Below are 19847 nucleotides of genomic sequence, written 5' to 3' on the forward strand. Positions count from 1 at the left end.
TCTGGTGATTGATTAAATGCACAGTAAATCCCGGAGCTTGATTTAAGCTAAGCCCCGGAATTTGCAGAATCATCCCCGGAATTCGTAAACTCATTCAGGCTACGGGGCCTGCCGTTCCCGCTCAAAACCCGCCGCAAAATCTGCCTTATGCAGGTTGGAAATATGCGCGCAGCGAATTCCGACATCCACAGCGAAGCTGTGCCACTTTGCTTTTCCTTTCACCTTGCCCCCTTGTGCCCTGCCCTCAGCTGCGGTGAATCCTGAATGATGGTGGCACTGCGCATTACGATTCACTAATGACGAATGACGAATGACGAATAACCAATAACTACCGATTATTTAAAGTTAATAGCCAAAGCGTATTAAATAACTTTCAAGTTCAGTCTGGTATTAGGTCTTGCCAAAGAAAGTGATGATAACTATTATCATTACCATTCCGTATCAAGACACCAGCGGGCCGAGCCATGAAAGTCTGTATCTGCAAAAATGTCAGTGACCGCCAGATTCGCGAAGCCCTCGATCAGGGTGCCCGTACCCTGCGTGACGTTTACCGTGAGCTAGGCGTCGGCTCTGAATGCGGCAAATGCATTTGCGCCACGCGCGAAATTATCGCCGAGCACCCTTTTCTGCATCTGGCGAATGAGGTGATTGCGGCCTGATTCCCGCGGACCCGCTCCATGCCCATACCGCCAGGAGGCTGCCCGAGAATGCTGACCGTAGCGAGATCGCAGTAGCTTGAGTATTGTCGGACAGCCTCCTGGCCTTTGCACTTCCACTCCCCATCGTCTTTGACAGATCCCCGCCTGCCTCCAATACTGTTTTCTGTTTACCCAACGGGGAGACAGCGGCATGAAAGGCGACAAGAAAGCCCTCGAGTATCTCAACAAGGCCCTGTACAACGAACTGGTTGCCATCAATCAGTACTTCCTGCACTCACGCATGTGGAAAGACTGGGGGCTCAAGGCCCTGGCCGATCACGAATACCACGAATCCATCGATGAAATGAAACATGCCGACCGGCTGATCGAGCGCATTCTGTTCCTGGAAGGCCTGCCCAACCTGCAAAATCTCGGCAAGCTGCGCATCGGCGAAGACACAAAGGAGATGCTGCAATGCGATCTGGCACTGGAGCTGGATGCGCTGCCAGACCTGCGTGAAGGCATCAAATACTGTGAGAAGGTACAGGACTACACCAGCCGTGAGCTGCTGGAGGATATCCTAGAATCGGAAGAGGAACACATCGACTATCTGGAAACCCAGCTGGAGCTGATCAACAAGGTCGGCCTGCAGAACTATCTGCAATCCCAGATGGAAAGCGCCAGCTAGCAGGTGACAAGTGACAGGTGACTTTTCCCCCTGTCACCTGTCTTTCCCGACTGCATTCTATTTCTAGCTTTCAGACATGGCCTGCATGACATGCTGCGCCCATAGCAGGCTGTGGCGATAGGACACCTCGTAGAAGGAGGGATCCACGAGCTTTTTCAGCGCAGCGAACTCGCCCCGTTCGTATACTTCCACATCCTGCAGTACTTCTCCCAGCATGCCTGCGCGGGTCAGCAGCGCCGCCTTGATATCCTGCTGCAGCGGCACCTGCTCCATCAGCTCGCTCATCTCGATGTCCAGCAGAACATCCAGCTGCGACAGCAGACCGACAATAAAGTAGTTCATCGTATGGGGCCGCCCCATCAGTTCCGCCAGCAGTTCGCACATGCGCCCGCGCAGCAGCATGTTGCGGGTCAGTTCATCCGGCTTGCCCGGTTCGGCACCGGCGAGGAACAGGGTCACCCAGCGGCGGATCTGATCCAGCCCCAGCAGCGTAATGGCATGGGACAGGGATTCAACTTCGCGTCTCAGGCTGAACGCCGCCGAGTTCACCACCTTGAGTATCTTGAATGTCAGAGCCGCATCATTGACCGCGATCTGCTCCAGCGCTGCCGCCGTGGTGTCGGGGTTCTGCAATTCAGCCAGCAGCTGTAGCAGCACAACCTTGTTGCCGGAAATTTTCTTGCCCCGCACCGGGATTGGCTTGCTCAGGAAATACCCCTGATAGAGCGAGAAGCCCATTTCAAGACACTGCCTGAACTGCTCCTTGTTTTCGACCTTGTCGGCCAGCAACTCCAGATTATGGGGTTTGAGCTTGCGTATTATCTCCGGCAGATCGTGCAGCCCCAGCTTGAGAATATCCAGTTTAAGTACATGCACGATGGACAGCAGGGGTTCGAACTTGGGGTCGCTTGGGTCGTAATCCGCCAATACCAGTCGATAACCTGTCCTGGCCAGCTGCTTAAGGCGCTCCAGCAGCTCGGGCGTCACCTCGGTGTGACCGAGCAGTTCGAGCGCGAAGCTTTCCTTGGGAAGCTCCGGGAAGTTACTGTTCAGCAACACCTTGTCGGTAAGCTTGAGGTAGCACGGCAGGGTACGGATCTCGCCATCGCTGCAGACACTGGCATAGCTATTGGTGATGACCGCCAGGGTCGCGGCATCATCAGTAATCGAGTGATCGACCTCGCCGGTTTGACTGCGAAACAGCAGCTCAAACGCGACCACATCCTGATTCTTGGTATAAATGGGCTGCCGCGCCAGCAGCACGGGCAGTTGGTCTGTGTCATTCAGGGATTTCAGCACTGCGCTCACGACTCGGCTCTCCATGTTTCACAGTCGTTCTGGTAGAAAACTGGGCCCATAATGACACTAACACGCGGTAAAATCGAATTCAGGCCAGGCCGGCAGCCGATCCTGCGAGTACCGCCTCCGGCACCGGCCGCCACACAGCAAAAACCCGGACGCGGTGCCCGGGTTTTCAATACGCAGCCATGCACTTCCCCGGCGCTTTCGGGGAGCTGTCACCAATGCAGGACAACCCCTGCGCCAGCTGCCGGCAGGGCTATCAGGCGGCGGAGATCACGTCCTCGTAACCTTCACGTTCCACCAGCGCCCGGTGCAACACGGCCACCGTCTGGGCGTAGTCCTCCTCCCTGACGATACACTGCATCTGCACCTGGCGAATCGACTGGTGCGCGCCCTGCACACTGATTCCCGCCTCGGCCATGGCGGACATCATGCGCGCCAGCATCCCCTTCACCTTGAGGTCCGAACCTATAGCGGAAACGATGGCCACGTTGTGCACCGTGACCTCGGCATCCTTGTAGCGCTCTTCCACCAGCCGGGCCGCGCGGTTGACCATCTTGCGCGAGCCCGACACATAGTAGGTGATGCTGTTGGCGTCCGAATCCTTGTTCACCACATAGAGCTTGAGCTGCTTGAGCAGACGGGTCAGCTCAATGTCATAACCGACATCGCCGAGCATTTCCTGATCAAACACCTCCAGCCCGAACACATCCTTGCGCCCGGCGACGATCTCGACACAGGGCCGGTCGCTGACGTAGGACTGGCTGATCAGGGTGCCGTCATGCTCGGGCTCAAACGCATTCTTGATGCGCAGCTCAACACCGGCACGGCGCAGCGACTTGGCCGCCTTGGGATGAATCGCCTCCATACCGAGGTTCGACAGCTGATCAGCCACGTCGTAGTTGGTGCGCCCGATGGTCACCACCTTATCGGTGCCGACCAGCATCGGATCGGCACTGCTAAGGTGGTATTCCTTGTGGATAATGGCTTCGCGGGCCGAAGTGACGGTGGCGATTTCAGCGAATGTAATCTCGCTGTAGCCACGATCATAGGTGTTCATCAGGCCTGCCTTGCAATGGGTGTAACCCGTCGCGACCGCCAGTTCCGTGGCAGGATCGATGTTTTCGAAACCGTTGCGCACCATGTCTTCGAACGACATGGGCGCATCCTGATGCCAGCCGGTCAGATCCACCATGCGGGCATTGACGCCGCGGCTGCGCAGTGCCAGCACGGTATTGTGCGCACTGTGCGCCTCGCCGATGGCCGCCAGCATTTCGCGTACCTTCATCAGATGCTCTTCCAGCTGAAAGTGACCATAGGTGCACAGGCGCTGCAGGCTCTGCATGCAGTCACGGGCATCGTCGATGCGTTCCTGCACAAAGTGATCCGCGGCGCTGCGCTCATAGTCGCTGTCGAACAGCTCGGCGTTCTTCTGCACCATGCGGCTGCGCACGCCTTCCAGTGCATCCAGCCAGGCATCTTCACTGTGGGCATCGGCAAAGCGGGCATAGACGCCAGGCTCGCCGGTCTTCTTGTGCTCCAGCAGCAGGTTGGTCATGCCGGCGTAGGCTGAAACCACAAAGATGCGGTTATAAAGGGCGTCGTCAGTGCGACCACCCAGCAGGATGTTGTCCATGACTTCATCAAAGCGGCTCATGGACGTGCCGCCGATTTTCTCTACCGTATGCATACTGATATGGAAAGTTCCTTGAAATGGGGTGCCAGCGCAGCAGCTGCGACAGCAGAAAAAGAAGTTAGATGCGGAGTCAGGCGCCTGCAGTCGCGGCTATATCCAGTGACTGGGGGGCCAACGGCTGCACAGGGCCGCGGTCCGCGACAAAGCCCGGGCGCGGCGGCTGGTCACAAAACGGGGCCTGCAGGCGGTTCTCGACGTGATTGAACACGAAGAACAGATTGCTACGCGGTGCCGGCGTTATATTGCTGTTGGAACCGTGCAGCGTATTGCAGTCAAAAAACACCACGGATCCCGCAGGCCCGGTGGCGGTATCGATGCCGTAACGGCCCACCATACGCGTCAGGCTGGCATCATCCGGCACCCCGAACTCCTGCCGGCGCAGGGAGTACTGGTAATGGCTTTGCGGCGTCTTGCCAACACAGCCGATGTAATGGCGGTGGGAGCCCGGCACCAGCATCAGCGGCCCGTTGTTGCTGTCATTGTCGGTCAGCAGGATAGAGGCGCTGAGCGCACGCATGCGCGGCATGCCGTCTTCCACATGCCAGGTTTCAAAATCGGAGTGCCAGTAGAACTCCTTGCCGACAAACCCCGGCTTGAGGTTCATGCGCGACTGATGGATATACACATCGCCGCCAAGGATAAAGCGCGCCAGGCCTGCCAGGCGCACATCCGACGCCAGACGCGCAAAGAGCCCGTCATGGCGGTGAATCTCAAACAGGGAGCGCAGCACTCCACTCCCGGGTTCACGAATGGCCTCATCCGAGGCCAGCACGGCCGGATCGCTGCGCAGGCGCTCAAGCTCCGCGCTCATGGCCGCCACTTCTGCCGCTGAAAAGAGTTCGGGAATCACCATGTAACCGTCACGCTCGAACTGGGCAATCAGCTCGGGCGCCAGCGGTGCCTCCGCCCTGTCCTGCGCATACACCACAGGGTCCTGACGTTCCAGCCAGACAGGCTCAGCCTGCTGACGGGACGGGTACAGATCTTGACGCGAACTCATGAATTCTCCGGCAAACAAATTAGGGGACGACCACCAGCGCCCGGGGATAGTCAGCCCCGGGCCGCCGGCGTCAATCAGGCAACGGCATCCGCTTCCAGCGGGTAAACACCGTTTTCGTCATGCACTTCCAGCCCGTTCAGCGGCGGATTGAAGACGCAGGCAAGCTTGAGCTCGGACGAGGCCCGCAGAAGGTGTTCATCGTGCTGATCCAGGTTGTAGAGCGTACCCGGACGAATCGGGTACACCTTGCCGTCGGCCAGGGTTTCGATCTCGCCTTCACCGCTGATGCAGTACACCGATTCGAAATGGTTCTGATACCAGATATGCGTCTCGGTGCCAGCGTAGATGGTGGTGATATGGAAAGAGTAGCCCATGTTGTCCTGCTTGAGCAGCATGCGGGTACTTTCCCAGTTGTCGGAAACCACGCGGCGTTCGCTCTGTTCGGCTTGCTGCAGTGTACGTACGATCATGTTCAGTCTCCTCAGGAAGCCGCGGTGTTGATCTGTTCAGCCATGGCGCCGGCGAAGGCACCTTCCAGAATATCCAGTGCCGTGGTGATCTGCTCATCGGTGATGGTGAGCGGACAGAGGCATTTCACCACCTGATTCTGGGCGCCACTGGTTTCGATCACCAGATTACGGGCAAAGGACCGACTGCAGACACTGGCGGCAATTTCACCGTTCGGACACTCGATACCAATCATCAGGCCACGGCCTTTCACGCGCAGTGAATTGGGCCCCTGACGCTGCACAATCGACTGCAGACGCTCGCGTACCAGTTTGGCCTTGCGCTGCACGTCCTCGGCGAAGCGGCTGTCGCTCCAGAACGATTCGATGGCCGCGGTAGCCGTGATGAAGGCGTGATTGTTGCCACGGAAAGTACCGTTATGCTCACCCGGTTCCCACTGATCCAGTTCCTTGCGCAGCACCAGTACCGCCAGCGGCAGGCCATAGCCACTGAGTGACTTGGACAGCGTGACCATATCGGGCTTGATGCCCATATCTTCAAAGCTGAAGAAGGAGCCGGTGCGGCCACAACCGGCCTGGATATCATCCACAATCAGCAGCATGTCGTGCTTGCGGCACAGACGCTCGAGCCGGCGCATCCAGTCGGCTGAAGCCACATTCAGGCCGCCTTCGCCCTGCACGGTTTCCACAATCACCGCCGCCGGATGGTCAATGCCGCTGCTCGGATCACTCAGCAGTTTGTCCATATAGGCCAGGGTGTTCATCTTGTCGCCCATATAGCCGTCAAACGGCATGCGCGTCACATCCCCCAGGGTCACGCCAGCCGCCCCGCGGTGATGCTGATTGCCGGTGCAGGCCAGGGCGCCGGTGGTCACGCCGTGGAAACCATTAGTGAAACTGATGATGTTGCGACGCCCCTTCACCTTGCGGGCCAGCTTGAGCGCAGCCTCAACCGAGTTGGAGCCGGTGGGGCCTGTGAACTGCACCACACAGTCACCCATGTCACGCGGCTCGAGGATGACGCGGTTGAACACTTCCAGAAAGCTTTCCTTGGCGTCCGTGTGCATATCCAGGCCGTGGGTCACGCCGTCAGACTCGATGTAATCGATCAGCGCCTGCTTCAGAACCGGGTTGTTGTGACCGTAGTTCAGAGTACCGGCACCGGCGAGGAAATCGATGTAGCGCTCACCGTCACGCAGTATCAGCTCGGCGCCTTTGGCCTGCTTGAAAACCACCGGAAAAGACCGGCAATAGCTGCGGATAGCGGATTCATTCTGTTCAAAAATATTCATTGTTTCTCCAATTAAGCCTGTGAGGGGATGGGCAGCGCGAAGGGGCCGGCGCGGTACAGCATTTCGTCATCATGCTGACCGGCAAAGTGGGCCTCGCGGGAAAACAGCAGCTGCCTGTCCCAGGGAGCATTGAGCACACCGAAAACCTTGCGGAACAGGGCTTCGGACGCATCATTACCGGGTGAAATCGTGGTTTCTATATGGCGTACACCCTGGGGTGCAAGCCGTCGGATCAGCGCCAGCAGCATGCGACTGCCTAGGCCCAGTCCGCGGGCGGATTCGTCGACGGCCACCTGCCAGACGAAGAGGGTGTCTTCCCGCCCCGGTGGGCGGTATCCCGAAATAAAGCCCAGCAGTTGCCCATCGGGCCCCTGGGCTGCGATCGCCGTATCGGCGAAATCGGTGCATTGCAGCAGATTGCAATAAACGGAATTGGTATCCAGCGGAGCACAACGGGAGATCAGCTGGTGGAGCCCATGGCCATCAAGGCCACTGGGTTTGCGAAACTTTATTAAATCAACTTCCATAGTGTAGATAACTTTTCGTATTACGATGCTTTTTATTATAAAACATATCCGCACCATAACATCAACCGCAGGATATGATTAAAAAGTAGGCTAATACAAAAAGTTACAGTATGATTTCGCGCAAAACAGATAGATAATATAGTTCGCAACACGAAATGTTTTTATTGAACAGTCCGTCAATCGTGCAGAAAATTACATAGCATTACGATACAGATAGCCCCATCCAGCACAGCAGACCCCTCGGCAGTCGTTGCTTTATTATTGGCAAGGCCGTAAAAAGACGGCACTAGCCCTCACCACAGATCCAGCGCCCGAGCCCACATGAGCAAAAGCCAGTCCGCCCTTATTCTGATCCGCCAGATCATTCGCGCTACCGACCTGCACGACAAGCAGCTCAGCCGCGTCAGCGGGCTCACATTGCCGCAATTGTTGGCCATGCAGACACTGCAGGAAGGCGGCTCCATGACCATTGGCCTGCTGGCACGGGAAATGAACCTGGCCCAGGCCACCGTCACCAGCATCCTGGACCGGCTGGAAAAGAAGCAGCTGGTGGAACGCCTGCGCGACAGCCACGACAAGCGAAAGGTATGGGCCTGCCTGTCGGAGACCGGCACGCGCCTGCTGGCAGCGGCCCCAACCTCGGTTCAGGATCTGTTTGTTGGAAAGTTCGAGGCCATGGAGGAATGGGAGCAGTCCATGGTGATAACGTCGCTGGAACGCGTGGCGGGCATCATCAATGCGCTGGATATCGATGCCGCCCCGGTGTTTGATATCGGTGACCTGGCGCGCTCATCCGTAGACGGCGACAAACACGACTGAAGGCTCAGACCGGGCAGTCATTCAAGCCCGCAGCCTTCAGAACCCTGCCGCCAACGAAGAATGTCTGGTATCGCCACGCTGGCGACAGCATCGAAACGCCGGCCAGCCGCCTGTAAAAGGTCGTATCAGCTCTCGCTTTCACGATCCTGTGGTGTTCGGACCTCAGTCGCCGCCTCTGCGCCATCTTCGGCCCTATCTCGCTCCAGCTGATGAATATAGTTATCCAGCCTGACACGGCTGTGCTGCTTGGCGCTGTACATGGCCTTGTCGGCCAGATGGGTCAGATTTTCCGGGTCCAGCAGATTGTCGGGGGACGTGTGGGCAATACCAATGCTCAGCGTGATGCCCTGGGTGTCGCCTTGCGAAAACAGCTGGATCAGGCGCTGCGCAACCTTTTCAGCCTGTTCAGGCCCGGTCTCTGGCAGAATCATCACAAACTCGTCACCGCCATAGCGGCAGGCGATATCCGAGACACGGCTTACGTTCTGCAGCGCCTGACTGAAGAGCACCAACAGCTCATCGCCAGCCCGATGCCCCGCCTGATCGTTCAATTCCTTGAACTGATTCAAATCGATGTAGAGCAGGCTCAGCAGAGCTCCCTGACGCTCGGCACGGGCGACTTCCCGGCGCAGATGTTCATAATATGAACGCTGGTTTTGCAGTCCCGTCAGCGGATCCGTTTGGGACAGACGTTCAAGCTCGCGGGTACGCTCGGCAATGGTGGTTTCAAGGCTGGACGCGTAATTTTCTACGCGATGACGGATCGATTCGACTTCCGACACCAGACTGTGGATGTAGGTATCGAATACAAACTGCACATCGAACATCATCAGCCGATGCAGCGACTGCAGGGGGGGAGGCTCATGCTGCTGCGGCTCGTTCTGCACCACCGCCTCCAAATGCTGGCGCAAGACTTCCTGCAGGGTCACGATCGCAGCGATATAGAGTTTGGGGGAAACTCCAATCTGTTTGTGAACCTTGCCGATGCGCAACCGCTTGTTAACGTACTCGGAATCGTAGAAACCATCAAAAAGCTCCAGCACGTAACGGCGCATGGAGTGATGCAGCCGACGAAAGGTTTCCGCATCACCGATAAGCAGGGCTACTTCGGAGATCGACCGCTGACGCCGATAGAACTCGTCAACGATCAGTTCGATATCACGCTGAACAATGGGTTTCCACTGCAGCAGTGCTGTCACATCGGCGCTGGAAAACCCGATCAGCTGCTTTCTTTCCTCAATTTCGCGTTCTGTAATCTTTAGCTGTTCGGCCAGCGTTTGTTCGGTAATATTTGATTTTACTGCGCCGTCCATCATTTCACTGGAAGTGCTGTGGAGTTCCATGGCTGCTCGCCTCTATGCAGAGATCCGTTATCGCATCGACAATACACAACTATAGCGCGGCAAACCATCCCAACACCGTGACGCAACCATGCGGACTGCCAAAGCCCGCGGCGCCTGCCCTGCAGGAGGCTGTCCGAGAACACTCAACTATCCACTGCTGCGAAAGGAAACAGGTTTGAGCACACATCCATTGCTTGTCGAACTGACCGATTACGTGCCAGATCTTGTACTGGACATGAAATATTGCACCAGCGACAATTTCATGGGCACCCCGGTGGACGGTTACGAGGCCCCCAAAGCCTGGCTTACCGAGCCCGCAGCCCTTGCACTCGGCGGCGTGCAGCGGGCCCTGGCGCGCTTCGATCTGGGACTCAAGATATTCGATGCCTACCGGCCACAGCGCGCGGTGGACCACTTTATCCGCTGGTGCGACAGCCCCTGCGAGGCCGCGTTAAAGGCACGTTACTACCCCGGCCTGGAAAAGGCCGAACTGTTCAGCGAAGGCTATCTGAGCAAAAGCTCCAGCCACAGCCGCGGCAGCACCATCGACTTGACCATCGTATCGCTGAACAACGCCGAAGATCGCAGAGAAGAACTGGATATGGGCACAATATTTGACTTTTTCGGCCCTGAGTCCTGGCTCGACTGCGACCGCCTGCCCCTCCAGGCACGCGCCAATCGCCTGTTGCTGCAACAACTAATGACCCGTGCAGGCTTTATCCCCTTTCACCACGAATGGTGGCACTTCACCCTGCACGACGAACCTTACCCCCATTCGTGCTTCGATTTTCCAATCCGGTAGTTGGGTATAAGCTTTGTAGGTAGGGTGTAGGTCGGAACGACCGCAACCCAACATAATGCGTGCCAACCGCAGCCAATCGACCTGTACTGCGATCGATATGGCGGGTTTCGCGATACCCATGCCGCGCAAGGCGCGTCACCCTCGATACCGATGCATCGCTCTACCCGGCCTCCGTCCGGAGTTTCGGCAACCCTCTTTATTAAGTTTTTTCTAATTTACCATTCAATAACCCTTGAACCTCTAAGGGAATGCCACAATATCTTTGCCAATGACGGGGCGCGCAGTCCGCCCCGGAGGTTAGACGAACAGTAACCCCGAGGAGCGCCCGATGCGACCCGACAAATTCACCTCCAAATTGCAGGAAGCCCTGTCCGACGCGCAATCACTCGCCGTTGGCCGGGACCACAACACGATGGAACCGCTGCACCTGCTGGCGGCCTTTATCGAACAGCGCGACGGTGCCATCCGGCCCCTGCTCGGCCGTGCCGGCGCCAACCTCCAGACCCTCACCCACAAGCTTGGCGAGGCGCTGGAGCGTCTGCCCAGCGTGCAGAGCCCGGATGGTGAAATTCGCCTGTCCCAGAACATGGCGCGGCTGTTCAACCTTACCGACAAGCTGGCCCAGCAGCGCGGCGATCAGTACATCGCCAGCGAACTGATACTGCTGGCCATGCTCGACGACAAGGGCGACGCCGGCAAGCTGCTGCGCGAAGCCGGTGTCACCAAACCCCAACTGGAAGAGGCAATCAATAAAATGCGCGGTGGCGAAAGCGTACAGGACCCCAATGCCGAGGAATCCCGCCAGGCGCTGGACAAATACTGCATCGACCTGACGGAGCGGGCCGAGTCCGGCAAGCTGGATCCGGTGATCGGCCGCGACGAGGAAATCCGTCGCACCATCCAGGTGCTGCAGCGCCGCACCAAGAACAACCCGGTGCTGATTGGCGAGCCCGGCGTCGGCAAGACCGCCATCGCCGAGGGCCTGGCTCAGCGCATCGTCAACGGCGAGGTGCCCGAAGGCCTCAAGCACAAACGCGTGCTGGCACTGGATATGGGCGCCCTGATCGCCGGTGCCAAGTTCCGCGGCGAGTTCGAGGAACGCCTCAAGGCCCTGCTCAATGAGCTGTCGAAGCAGGAAGGCCAGATCATCCTGTTCATCGACGAACTGCATACCATGGTCGGTGCCGGCAAGGGCGAAGGTGCCATGGATGCCGGCAACATGCTCAAACCCGCCCTGGCCCGGGGCGAGCTGCACTGCGTGGGCGCCACCACCCTGAACGAATACCGCCAGTACGTCGAAAAGGACGCCGCGCTGGAACGCCGCTTCCAGAAAATCATCGTCGATGAACCCAGTGAAGAAGACACCATCGCAATTCTGCGCGGCCTGAAAGAGCGCTACGAAATCCACCACGGCGTCGACATCACCGATTCGGCCATTATCGCCGCGGCCCGCCTCAGCCAGCGCTACATCACCGACCGCCAGCTGCCCGACAAGGCCATCGACCTGATCGACGAGGCGGGCTCACGCATCCGCATGGAAATGGATTCCAAACCCGAGGACATGGACCGGCTGGATCGGCGCCTGATCCAGTTGAAGATGGAGCGCGAAGCGCTGAAAAAGGAAACCGACGAGGCGTCCGGCAAGCGCCTGGCCGAGCTGGTGCAGAACATCGACAAGCTGGAGCGGGAATACGCCGATTTCGAGGAAATCTGGAAAGCCGAAAAGGCCACCCTGCAGGGCTCCCAGCACATCAAGGAGCAGCTGGATCAGGCGCGGGTTGAAATGGAGCAGGCCAAACGCGCCGGCGACCTGACGCGCATGTCCGAACTGCAGTACGGCCACATACCCGAGCTTGAAAAACAGCTCGCCGCCGCCGACCAGCAGGAACCCAGGGAAACCACCCTGCTGCGCAACAAGGTGACCGAAGAAGAGGTCGCAGAGGTGGTCTCGCGCTGGACCGGCATCCCGATCAGCAAGATGCTGGAGGGCGAGCGGGAAAAACTGCTGCGCATGGAAGACGCCCTGCACCAGCGCGTGATCGGTCAGAACGAAGCCGTGGTAGCCGTCGCCAACGCGGTGCGCCGCTCCCGCGCAGGGCTTGCGGACCCCAACAGGCCCAACGGCAGCTTCCTGTTCCTGGGCCCCACCGGGGTCGGCAAGACCGAACTGTGCAAAGCCCTCGCCAGCTTCCTGTTCGACACCGATGACGCCATGGTGCGCATCGACATGTCCGAGTTCATGGAAAAACACTCCGTGGCACGGCTGATAGGCGCGCCCCCCGGCTACGTCGGCTACGAAGAGGGCGGTTACCTGACCGAGGCCGTGCGACGTCGTCCTTACTCGGTGCTGCTGCTCGACGAGGTGGAAAAGGCCCACCCTGATGTCTTCAACATCCTGCTGCAGGTGCTGGAGGACGGTCGCCTGACCGATGGCCAGGGCCGCACGGTGGATTTCCGCAATACCATAGTGGTAATGACGTCCAACCTGGGGTCAGACCTGATCCAGAACTTCAGCGACGATGACGATTACAGCCTGATGCAGGCTGCCGTCATGGAGTCGGTCAGCGCGCATTTTCGCCCCGAGGTGATCAACCGCATTGACGAAGTGGTGGTCTTCCACAGCCTGCGCCGCGAACAGGTGGCCGGCATCGCCGAAGTTCAGCTGGACAGGCTGCGCAAGCGCCTGGCCGAACGCGATCTGACCCTCACGCTCACCAGCACCGCGATGGACAAGCTGGTAGAGGTGGGTTTCGAGCCCATTTACGGTGCCCGGCCGCTGAAACGCGCCATCCAGCGCTGGATCGAAAACCCGCTGGCCCAGAGCATCCTCGCCGGCGCCTACCCGCCGGGCCACGAAATCGCCGTGGATGTGGAAGCCGGGGAGTTCGTGTTCCGGTAATACAATACGCCAGGCCGCCTGGCTGAAAAGGGCCCGCTGCCACCGCAGCGGGCCCTTTTTGCTTGGATGATTCCGGATGCACCGAAGCGTATCGATAGCCACTGGCGTTTGGCCGGTACTGGGGCCATGCTTGTCGGGCACGCCGACGGACAGTGCCGCCCGCCGGTCTATCAGGAAAGCGAACAAGAGGGTTCCCAATGATGAGTGTCAGTCGAATGGATCCACAGCGGTTGCGCACACTACTGCTTGCGCTTGGAACAGTGCTTTTCACGGGCTGCTCCATGCATCAGAAAGAGGTTTCCATGGCCGGCACCTATGAAGGTCCGGCTGTCGCCATCGGCCAGGGGAAGGCAAGAACTTTCGTCACGCTGGATGCACAAGGACACTCCCAGACGCTGGGTATCAGGCTGAGCGAAGCGGCCCTGTCCGACCTGCCCCAGCAGGTTCCGCCCCACGGCGAGTGGGAGTACGAGCTGGCCCTGCCGACCGAGGCTGCCGGCACCGGATACAAGCATGTCGTCGTGGGCTGGAATCCGGCAGGGCATATTCCCGAGGGGGTCTACAACGTGCCCCATTTTGATTTCCACTTCTATGCCATCGACAGCACCGCGCGCAACGCGATCACGGCCATGGGCGAAGACCTGGAGCGCGCTCACAAGGCACCTGAGCCTTCCCATATGCCGGCGGACTACGTGCTGCCACCCGGCACCGAGGTGCCGAAAATGGGCGCCCATGCCATTGATCCTGGCAGCGCCGAATTCCAGCATCAGCCCTTTACGCAGACCTTTATCTACGGCTTTTACGATGGCCAGGTGATTTTCACGGAGCCAATGATAACCCTCGCCTTCCTGCAATCGCGACCGAACACGTCCACCCCGGTCAAACAGCCGCAGGCCTATCACCCTGACTTTGCCTATCCGGCCAGTTACGGTATCCGTTACGATGCGGGTGCCAGGCAGTTCGAGATCACACTGGACGAAATGGCGCGTCACTGAGTCTTCTCCCAGAAACCGCAGGAGCTGCGCCTCGCAGCGAACCGCAACCGCGCGGCGGACCATACGCGACGGGGCGCCGCTCCTGCAACGCTGGCCGATCGGCCGGCGCGCCCCTACAATAGCGTCCAATTTTTAACCGTTTGGACGTAATCCCATGTTAGGCACAGCACTTACCCCTTGCGCCACCCGAGTATTACTCTGTGGCTGCGGCGAACTCGGCAAAGAAGTGGTTATCGAACTGCAACGCCTTGGAATAGAGGTGATTGCCGTCGATCGTTACGACAACGCCCCGGCCATGCAGGTGGCGCACCGCAGCCACACCATCAACATGCTGGATGGTGATGCCCTGCGGGCGGTGATCGAGCAGGAAAAACCGGATCTGATCGTGCCGGAGATCGAAGCCCTGGCCACCGAGACCCTGCTGCAGCTGGAACGGGAAGGCTACACCGTGGTGCCCACGGCCCGGGCCGCCCGTCTGACCATGGACCGGGAAGGCATTCGCCGCCTGGCCGCCGAAGAGCTGGCGCTGCCCACCTCGGCCTATCGTTTTGCCGATACGCAGGAGGAATACCGCGACGCCATCGCCGCCATCGGCATTCCCTGCGTTATCAAGCCGGTGATGAGCTCATCCGGCAAGGGCCAGAGTCTGGTGCGCAGCGCCGCCGATATCGATGCCGCCTGGGACTACGCCCAGCAGGGCGGCCGCGCCGGCAGGGGCCGCGTCATCGTCGAGGGCTTTGTGGACTTTGATTACGAAATCACGCTGCTGACAGTCAACGCCGTGGACGGTATCCATTTCTGCGCGCCCATCGGTCACCGGCAGGAAGATGGCGACTACCGCGAGTCCTGGCAGCCCCAGGCCATGTCGCCACTGGCGCTGGAACGGGCACAGCAGCTGGCCCGCCGCCTGGTTGAAAACCTGGCAGGCTGGGGAATTTACGGCGTGGAGCTGTTTATCAAGGGCGATAACGTATTTTTCAGCGAAGTATCGCCGCGTCCGCACGATACCGGGCTGGTCACGCTGATATCCCAGGATCTGTCGGAATTTGCGCTGCATGTACGTGCCATTCTGGGTCTGCCCATTGGCCAGATCAGCCAGCAGGGGCCGAGCGCTTCGGCGGTGATCCTCGGCCATGGCCGCTCGGACAACCTGCGCTTTGACGGCATCGCCGATGCCCTCAGTGTGCCGGGCACCCAGCTGCGCCTGTTCGCCAAACCCTTCATCGACGGTCAGCGCCGCCTGGGCGTGGCCCTGGCCAGGGCCGACAGCATCGACAACGCCATTAGCGCCGCGCTGAGTGCCGCCGCCAAGATCAAAATCAGTTATTGAGGTGCCCATGCAAGGCGCAAGGTGAATGGCGAAAAACGCTCTTTTCGCCTTGCTCCCTGCGCCTGCCGCTACCTCAGCGCCGGTTGAGCAGCCGGGCGCCATACAGCAGAATCACCGCGCCCAGGGTAGCGGTGATGATCGAGCCCAGAATGCCGCCACTGCGCACACCCAGAAAATCAAACAGCAGGCCGCCGACCACCGCGCCAACGATACCCACCACTATATTCCCCACCAGCCCAAAACCGCGACCCTTGATGATGGTGCCGGCCAGCCAGCCCGCAATACCGCCGATCAGCAGAAAAATCAAAATGCCCATGTGTCCTTCCCATCGCTTAAACAAACCAGGCCACAGTATACACAGCAAACTTATCTACAACCGGGACACCCCGGCCAGGACTTGTCATCAACAAGAGAGCGCGATAGTGTGCTGTCGGTAGAAACCGTCACATTGCTTACACCTTGCCTTTCAGGGAAACACCATGCGCGTATTGCGATGGCTGAAGCTGCCCATCTGGCTAGCTGAAATAGCCACCTCTGCCAAATCCTTCAAAGCCAACCCCATTCTCGGCAGTGTGACTCTGAACCGATATGGCCTGCATGTCTGGCGCAAAAAAGTCGCCTGCGACCTGGCGGACTGGCGCCGTTCACGCCTGGCCAGCGCGATACTGCCACAGGAACGCGAGGCGTTTAACGCCAACGGATTTATCCTCAAGCATGACCTGCTACCCGAGACTGAATTTGCGGCCCTGCGCCAGGAAGTCTACGGCTACAGCGGCGAAATGCGCGAAATGACGCAGGGCAATGCGGTAACCCGCCGGGTGCTGCTCGATAAACGCACCCTTGAACAGATGCCGACCCTGGCGCGCCTGCTTCGCAGCTCCAGCTGGCAGGGACTGATGCACTACGTCAGCAGCTATCGCATGGAGCCGGTGTATTACATCCAGGCGATCCTGACCCAGGTCGGTGACGCGCCCGACGACCCCCAGACCGCATTGCATATGGATGCCTTTCATCCCTCCATGAAAGCCTGGCTGTTCATGGACGCCGTCGAAGCCGACCAGGGACCCTTTACCTATGTACCCGGCTCTCACAGGGCGACCATCGCCCGGCTGGCCTGGGAAAAACGTCAAAGTATTAGTCTTGGCCAGGGCGACAACAGCCTCTCGGCCCGTGGATCCATGCGCATTCACCCGCAGGAACTCGCCGAACTTGGCTTGCCCCAGGCGCGTCCGATGGTCGTGCCCGGCAATACCCTGGTGGTGGGCGATACGTCCGGGTTCCATGCTCGCGGCCGAAGCCTGAAGGCCTCAGTGCGGGTTGAAATCTGGGCCTATGCGCGACGCAACCCCTTCCTGCCCTGGCTGGGGCTCGATCTCTGGTCATTGCCGTTTTTGCGCGGACGTCAGGTACGGCTGTTCTGGTGGTATCTGGACAGACGGGAACGCCTGGGTGGCAAGGGCAGCCCCTGGCGTGCCGTTCAGCGCCAGCATATTACCGACGCGGTTACGAACCAGGGCTGCTGAGCGTGGGAGGCCCCCGCATGAACACCGGCACATCCCGCTGGCAGCAGCTCCTGAGCCGATTTCGCAAACGCGAGCCCCGCACGCTGATCATGCTTGGCATCGATTACGGCTGTCACCAGTGGCACGGTGCCCTCACCGCGGGAAATCAATTTCGGATCAGCGCCTTTATTGACGACGAACCCTGGAATCATCGCACCTGCATCGGCGCAGCCCAGGTCAGATACCCCAGCGAACTGCTGGCGCTGGTGCACAAGCACCGAGCCTGTGCAGTGACCGAGGTGGAGGCAACAACAAGACCGGCCCTTGATGAAGCCATACTCGGGGAACTGCGACGATTGAGAATACCGCTTCTGAGCCTGCCGGCCCAGTTGCCGCCAGATCCCGCCGGGACACTCACCCGGATGCTGGCGCCCGACACCTGACAGGCTGCCAAGCGCCACCTTTAATTCCAGAGGAAACCCCATGCCCCCCGCCAAAGCCTTCCATGCCCATGTCTATTTCGATGCCCAGACCCAGCAACAGGCAACCGAACTGTGCCAGCAGGCCGGTACGGCGCTGGGCCTGAAGGTCGGCCGCGTGCATTGCAAACGGGTCGGCCCGCACCCGCGCTGGAGCTGCCAGCTGTCCGACAACATCGACAACTTCGGCGCCACCCTTGCCTGGCTGGCGCAGCACCGTAACGGCCTTACCGTTTTCAGTCACCTGGTGACCGGCGATGACCTCCGGGATCACACCGACCACGCTATCTGGATGGGCACGATGCTGTCACTGGATCTGAGCATTTTTCAGTAAGTTGTCATGTCAACAACGCAGCGCGCCCGTCCAGCTGCTCGGGCCAGTCGCGCCGGGTCATGACCTGGCCACGCAGGCGCACGTCATGCAAGGCGGCAAAATCCAGCTCGCACAGCAGCCAGTTCGATTGCGCGCTGTTTTGCGCAACGCTCTGCGCCAGCACGCCATCGTCCGGCAGGCCGTAATCCGGCGGCAGATAGAGCGCCGCCCGGCCGGTATTGATATCCAGCGCCGGCGACCAGGGCGCCAGACCCGCAGTCGGCGCCTGCAGCACCGCGACCTGCCCCTCCAGCGCCCGCGCCTGGCAACCAATACGCACACGATGAAAGCCTGCGCGGGTATCGGTGCAGCTCGGTGCCAGAATCAGATCGACGCCGGCCTCGGCGAGGGTGCGCCCCAGCAACGGAAATTCGTTGTCGTAACAGATCAGAATGCCGACGCGACCAAAGGCTGTTTCAAACACACGCAGGCCGGAGCCAGCCCCTATCAGCCATTGCTCACGCTCAAAACGCGTCATGATCAGCTTGTCCTGATGCCCTGCCATACCTTCGGGGCCAAACAGCCAGCAGCGGTTACGGTAGATGCCATCCGTATCCAGCGCCGCCACCGAGCCCGGGCACAGCCAGATCCGGTGCTCCCGCGCCAGCGACTCGCACAGCGCCAGCCAGCGCGGAATCAGGGGCTGCAGCTCGGCGATGGAGGCCTGCAGATCAGTGCGCACCGCCTCAGGCAACTGGCCACTCAGCGCCATACCGGCGTACTCTGGCAACAGCAGCAGGGTCGCGCCCTGGCCCACCGCATCGGCCACCAGCGCCCTCAGATGGGACTCGTAACTGTTCCAGTCCGGCAGCAATTCGATGGCATATTGGCAGGCCGCCAAGGTTATGCGGCTCATGGCAGCTCCCTCAGCCAGAACGACAGCGACTTGAGCGACTCGCTCGCCTCACCCATATCCTTCCAGCTCAGCTGGGTGCGCAGCTGCGGTGCCTGGCGATAGCCCCGCTTGTGCCAGAACCCATCCAGCGGCACATAATCCACCGGTCGGCGCGGGTGATCCTTGCCCCGCTCCACGGCGCAAAAGGCACAAATGCGCAGCCCCAGCGCCTTGGCATGGCACTCGCGTTCGGCAAAAAAGCGCACACCCAGCCCCCGCCCGCGATACTCCGGCAACAACACCGACTCGCCGAAATAGAAAATATCGTCGATGGTCTGTCCGGCCGCCTCAAATGGACGCCGAAACGACTCAGCTTCATCCGCCAGCGGCACCCCTGTAGCCACGCCCACCACGCGCTCGCCATCCAGCGCCAGTACAAAGAGGCTGCGCAGCGACGCCGAATAGCGGCTGATATAGCCGCGCTCGTAGTCCAGATCGCCATCGTAAAGGTACGGAAAGGCACGAAACACGCTGATCCGCAGCCGCGCCAGATCCGCCACATAGGGCCCGATATCAGCACCACGGATGACCTTGACCTGCACGGTTCCGCCCGCGCTTGAGTTGTTCTGCAAGGGATCGACCTGCCCGGCGCTGCCCGTCATCGAAACGCTCTCCTGTTACGCCAAAACGCCTGTTATACCACGCCGGCCCATCCGCGCCTGACTCAGAGCGACATCCGCGTGAGTCGTGAGTCGTGAGTCGTGAGTCGTGAGTCGTGAGTCGTGATCAGCGTGCAGGGCCAATCACCAATCACGCCTTGCCCCTTGCCCCTTGCCAGCTTCGCTGCGGGACGCGGCCCC

20 protein-coding genes are annotated in these 19847 nt (G+C 59.7%); 10 read left to right on the plus strand and 10 right to left on the minus strand.

Translation table 11 applies throughout. The annotated features are described in order from the left end of the window. Positions 1–464: 464 nt before the first annotated feature. Both MRS74_RS01770 and bfr read left to right on the plus strand, forming a co-directional pair. Positions 465–659 carry a (2Fe-2S)-binding protein gene (locus MRS74_RS01770; RefSeq protein ID WP_254578552.1) on the plus strand — a complete coding sequence of 65 codons (195 nt, stop codon included), beginning with the start codon at positions 465–467 and terminating at the stop codon, positions 657–659. Positions 660–849: 190 nt separating this feature from the next. Next, complete coding sequence (gene bfr, locus MRS74_RS01775; RefSeq protein WP_254578553.1) at positions 850–1326, plus strand: bacterioferritin; 477 nt, start codon at positions 850–852, stop codon at positions 1324–1326. A gap of 63 nt (positions 1327–1389) precedes the next feature. Here bfr and MRS74_RS01780 read toward each other — a convergent pair whose 3' ends face one another. From MRS74_RS01780 to ectA, 6 genes are all read right to left on the minus strand, one after another. Then, positions 1390–2634: an EAL and HDOD domain-containing protein gene (locus MRS74_RS01780; RefSeq protein WP_254578554.1), complete on the minus strand. Its 1245-nt coding sequence runs from the start codon at positions 2632–2634 to the stop codon at positions 1390–1392. 253 nt (positions 2635–2887) lie between these two features. Continuing rightward, positions 2888–4318 carry an aspartate kinase gene (locus MRS74_RS01785; protein ID WP_254578555.1) on the minus strand — a complete coding sequence of 477 codons (1431 nt, stop codon included), beginning with the start codon at positions 4316–4318 and terminating at the stop codon, positions 2888–2890. 76 nt (positions 4319–4394) lie between these two features. Next, a complete protein-coding gene (gene thpD / locus MRS74_RS01790) occupies positions 4395–5324 on the minus strand; it encodes an ectoine hydroxylase (protein ID WP_254578556.1) in 930 nt (309 codons plus the stop codon). A 74-nt stretch (positions 5325–5398) separates the two neighbouring features. Next, on the minus strand, positions 5399–5794 hold the full coding sequence (locus MRS74_RS01795; RefSeq protein WP_254578557.1) for an ectoine synthase: 396 nt from the start codon (positions 5792–5794) through the stop codon (positions 5399–5401). Positions 5795–5805: 11 nt separating this feature from the next. After that, positions 5806–7083 carry a diaminobutyrate--2-oxoglutarate transaminase gene (gene ectB, locus MRS74_RS01800; RefSeq protein ID WP_254578558.1) on the minus strand — a complete coding sequence of 426 codons (1278 nt, stop codon included), beginning with the start codon at positions 7081–7083 and terminating at the stop codon, positions 5806–5808. Positions 7084–7094: 11 nt separating this feature from the next. Further along, positions 7095–7610, minus strand: a complete 516-nt coding sequence (gene ectA, locus MRS74_RS01805; RefSeq protein ID WP_254578559.1) for a diaminobutyrate acetyltransferase — start codon at positions 7608–7610, stop codon at positions 7095–7097. Between the two features lie 321 nt (positions 7611–7931). Here ectA and MRS74_RS01810 point away from each other — a divergent pair, with 321 nt between their 5' ends. Then, positions 7932–8429 carry a MarR family winged helix-turn-helix transcriptional regulator gene (locus MRS74_RS01810; protein ID WP_254578560.1) on the plus strand — a complete coding sequence of 166 codons (498 nt, stop codon included), beginning with the start codon at positions 7932–7934 and terminating at the stop codon, positions 8427–8429. Positions 8430–8554: 125 nt separating this feature from the next. Here MRS74_RS01810 and MRS74_RS01815 read toward each other — a convergent pair whose 3' ends face one another. After that, positions 8555–9772, minus strand: a complete 1218-nt coding sequence (locus tag MRS74_RS01815; protein ID WP_254578561.1) for a GGDEF domain-containing protein — start codon at positions 9770–9772, stop codon at positions 8555–8557. Positions 9773–9947: 175 nt separating this feature from the next. Between MRS74_RS01815 and MRS74_RS01820 the strand changes: the two genes are divergently transcribed. The 4 genes from MRS74_RS01820 (at position 9948) to purT (ending at position 15798) form a co-directional block, all read left to right on the plus strand. Further along, positions 9948–10574, plus strand: a complete 627-nt coding sequence (locus tag MRS74_RS01820; protein WP_254578562.1) for a M15 family metallopeptidase — start codon at positions 9948–9950, stop codon at positions 10572–10574. A gap of 328 nt (positions 10575–10902) precedes the next feature. Beyond that, positions 10903–13473: an ATP-dependent chaperone ClpB gene (gene clpB, locus MRS74_RS01825; protein ID WP_254578563.1), complete on the plus strand. Its 2571-nt coding sequence runs from the start codon at positions 10903–10905 to the stop codon at positions 13471–13473. Between the two features lie 281 nt (positions 13474–13754). Next, positions 13755–14468, plus strand: a complete 714-nt coding sequence (locus MRS74_RS01830; RefSeq protein ID WP_254578564.1) for a DUF5602 domain-containing protein — start codon at positions 13755–13757, stop codon at positions 14466–14468. A gap of 154 nt (positions 14469–14622) precedes the next feature. Continuing rightward, a complete protein-coding gene (gene purT / locus MRS74_RS01835) occupies positions 14623–15798 on the plus strand; it encodes a formate-dependent phosphoribosylglycinamide formyltransferase (protein ID WP_254578565.1) in 1176 nt (391 codons plus the stop codon). 73 nt (positions 15799–15871) lie between these two features. On the opposite strand, the gene MRS74_RS01840 is transcribed toward purT, so the two are convergent. Then, complete coding sequence (locus tag MRS74_RS01840) at positions 15872–16114, minus strand: GlsB/YeaQ/YmgE family stress response membrane protein (RefSeq protein ID WP_254578566.1); 243 nt, start codon at positions 16112–16114, stop codon at positions 15872–15874. 163 nt (positions 16115–16277) lie between these two features. On the opposite strand from MRS74_RS01840, the gene MRS74_RS01845 reads away from it, so the two are divergent. From MRS74_RS01845 to MRS74_RS01855, 3 genes are read left to right on the plus strand one after another with little or no spacing between them, the layout of a single operon-like run. Further along, positions 16278–17321, plus strand: a complete 1044-nt coding sequence (locus MRS74_RS01845) for a phytanoyl-CoA dioxygenase family protein (protein WP_254578567.1) — start codon at positions 16278–16280, stop codon at positions 17319–17321. A gap of 17 nt (positions 17322–17338) precedes the next feature. Next, positions 17339–17743, plus strand: coding sequence for a hypothetical protein (locus MRS74_RS01850; protein ID WP_254578568.1), 405 nt, complete (start codon positions 17339–17341; stop codon positions 17741–17743). Positions 17744–17783: 40 nt separating this feature from the next. Further along, positions 17784–18113 (plus strand): DOPA 4,5-dioxygenase family protein, encoded by a 330-nt coding sequence (locus MRS74_RS01855; RefSeq protein ID WP_254578569.1) that lies wholly within the window; start codon positions 17784–17786, stop codon positions 18111–18113. Between the two features lie 4 nt (positions 18114–18117). Here MRS74_RS01855 and MRS74_RS01860 read toward each other — a convergent pair whose 3' ends face one another. Beyond that, on the minus strand, positions 18118–19008 hold the full coding sequence (locus MRS74_RS01860; protein ID WP_254578570.1) for a carbon-nitrogen hydrolase family protein: 891 nt from the start codon (positions 19006–19008) through the stop codon (positions 18118–18120). Continuing rightward, the gene (locus MRS74_RS01865) at positions 19005–19649 is read right to left on the minus strand and encodes a GNAT family N-acetyltransferase (protein ID WP_254578571.1); all 645 of its coding nucleotides are present in this window, start codon (positions 19647–19649) and stop codon (positions 19005–19007) included. The genes MRS74_RS01860 and MRS74_RS01865 overlap by 4 nt, the downstream gene beginning before the upstream one ends. Positions 19650–19847: the final 198 nt, after the last annotated feature.

The organism is Marinobacterium sedimentorum (genome assembly GCF_024267675.1).
Taxonomy (GTDB): domain Bacteria; phylum Pseudomonadota; class Gammaproteobacteria; order Pseudomonadales; family Balneatricaceae; genus Marinobacterium_A; species Marinobacterium_A sedimentorum.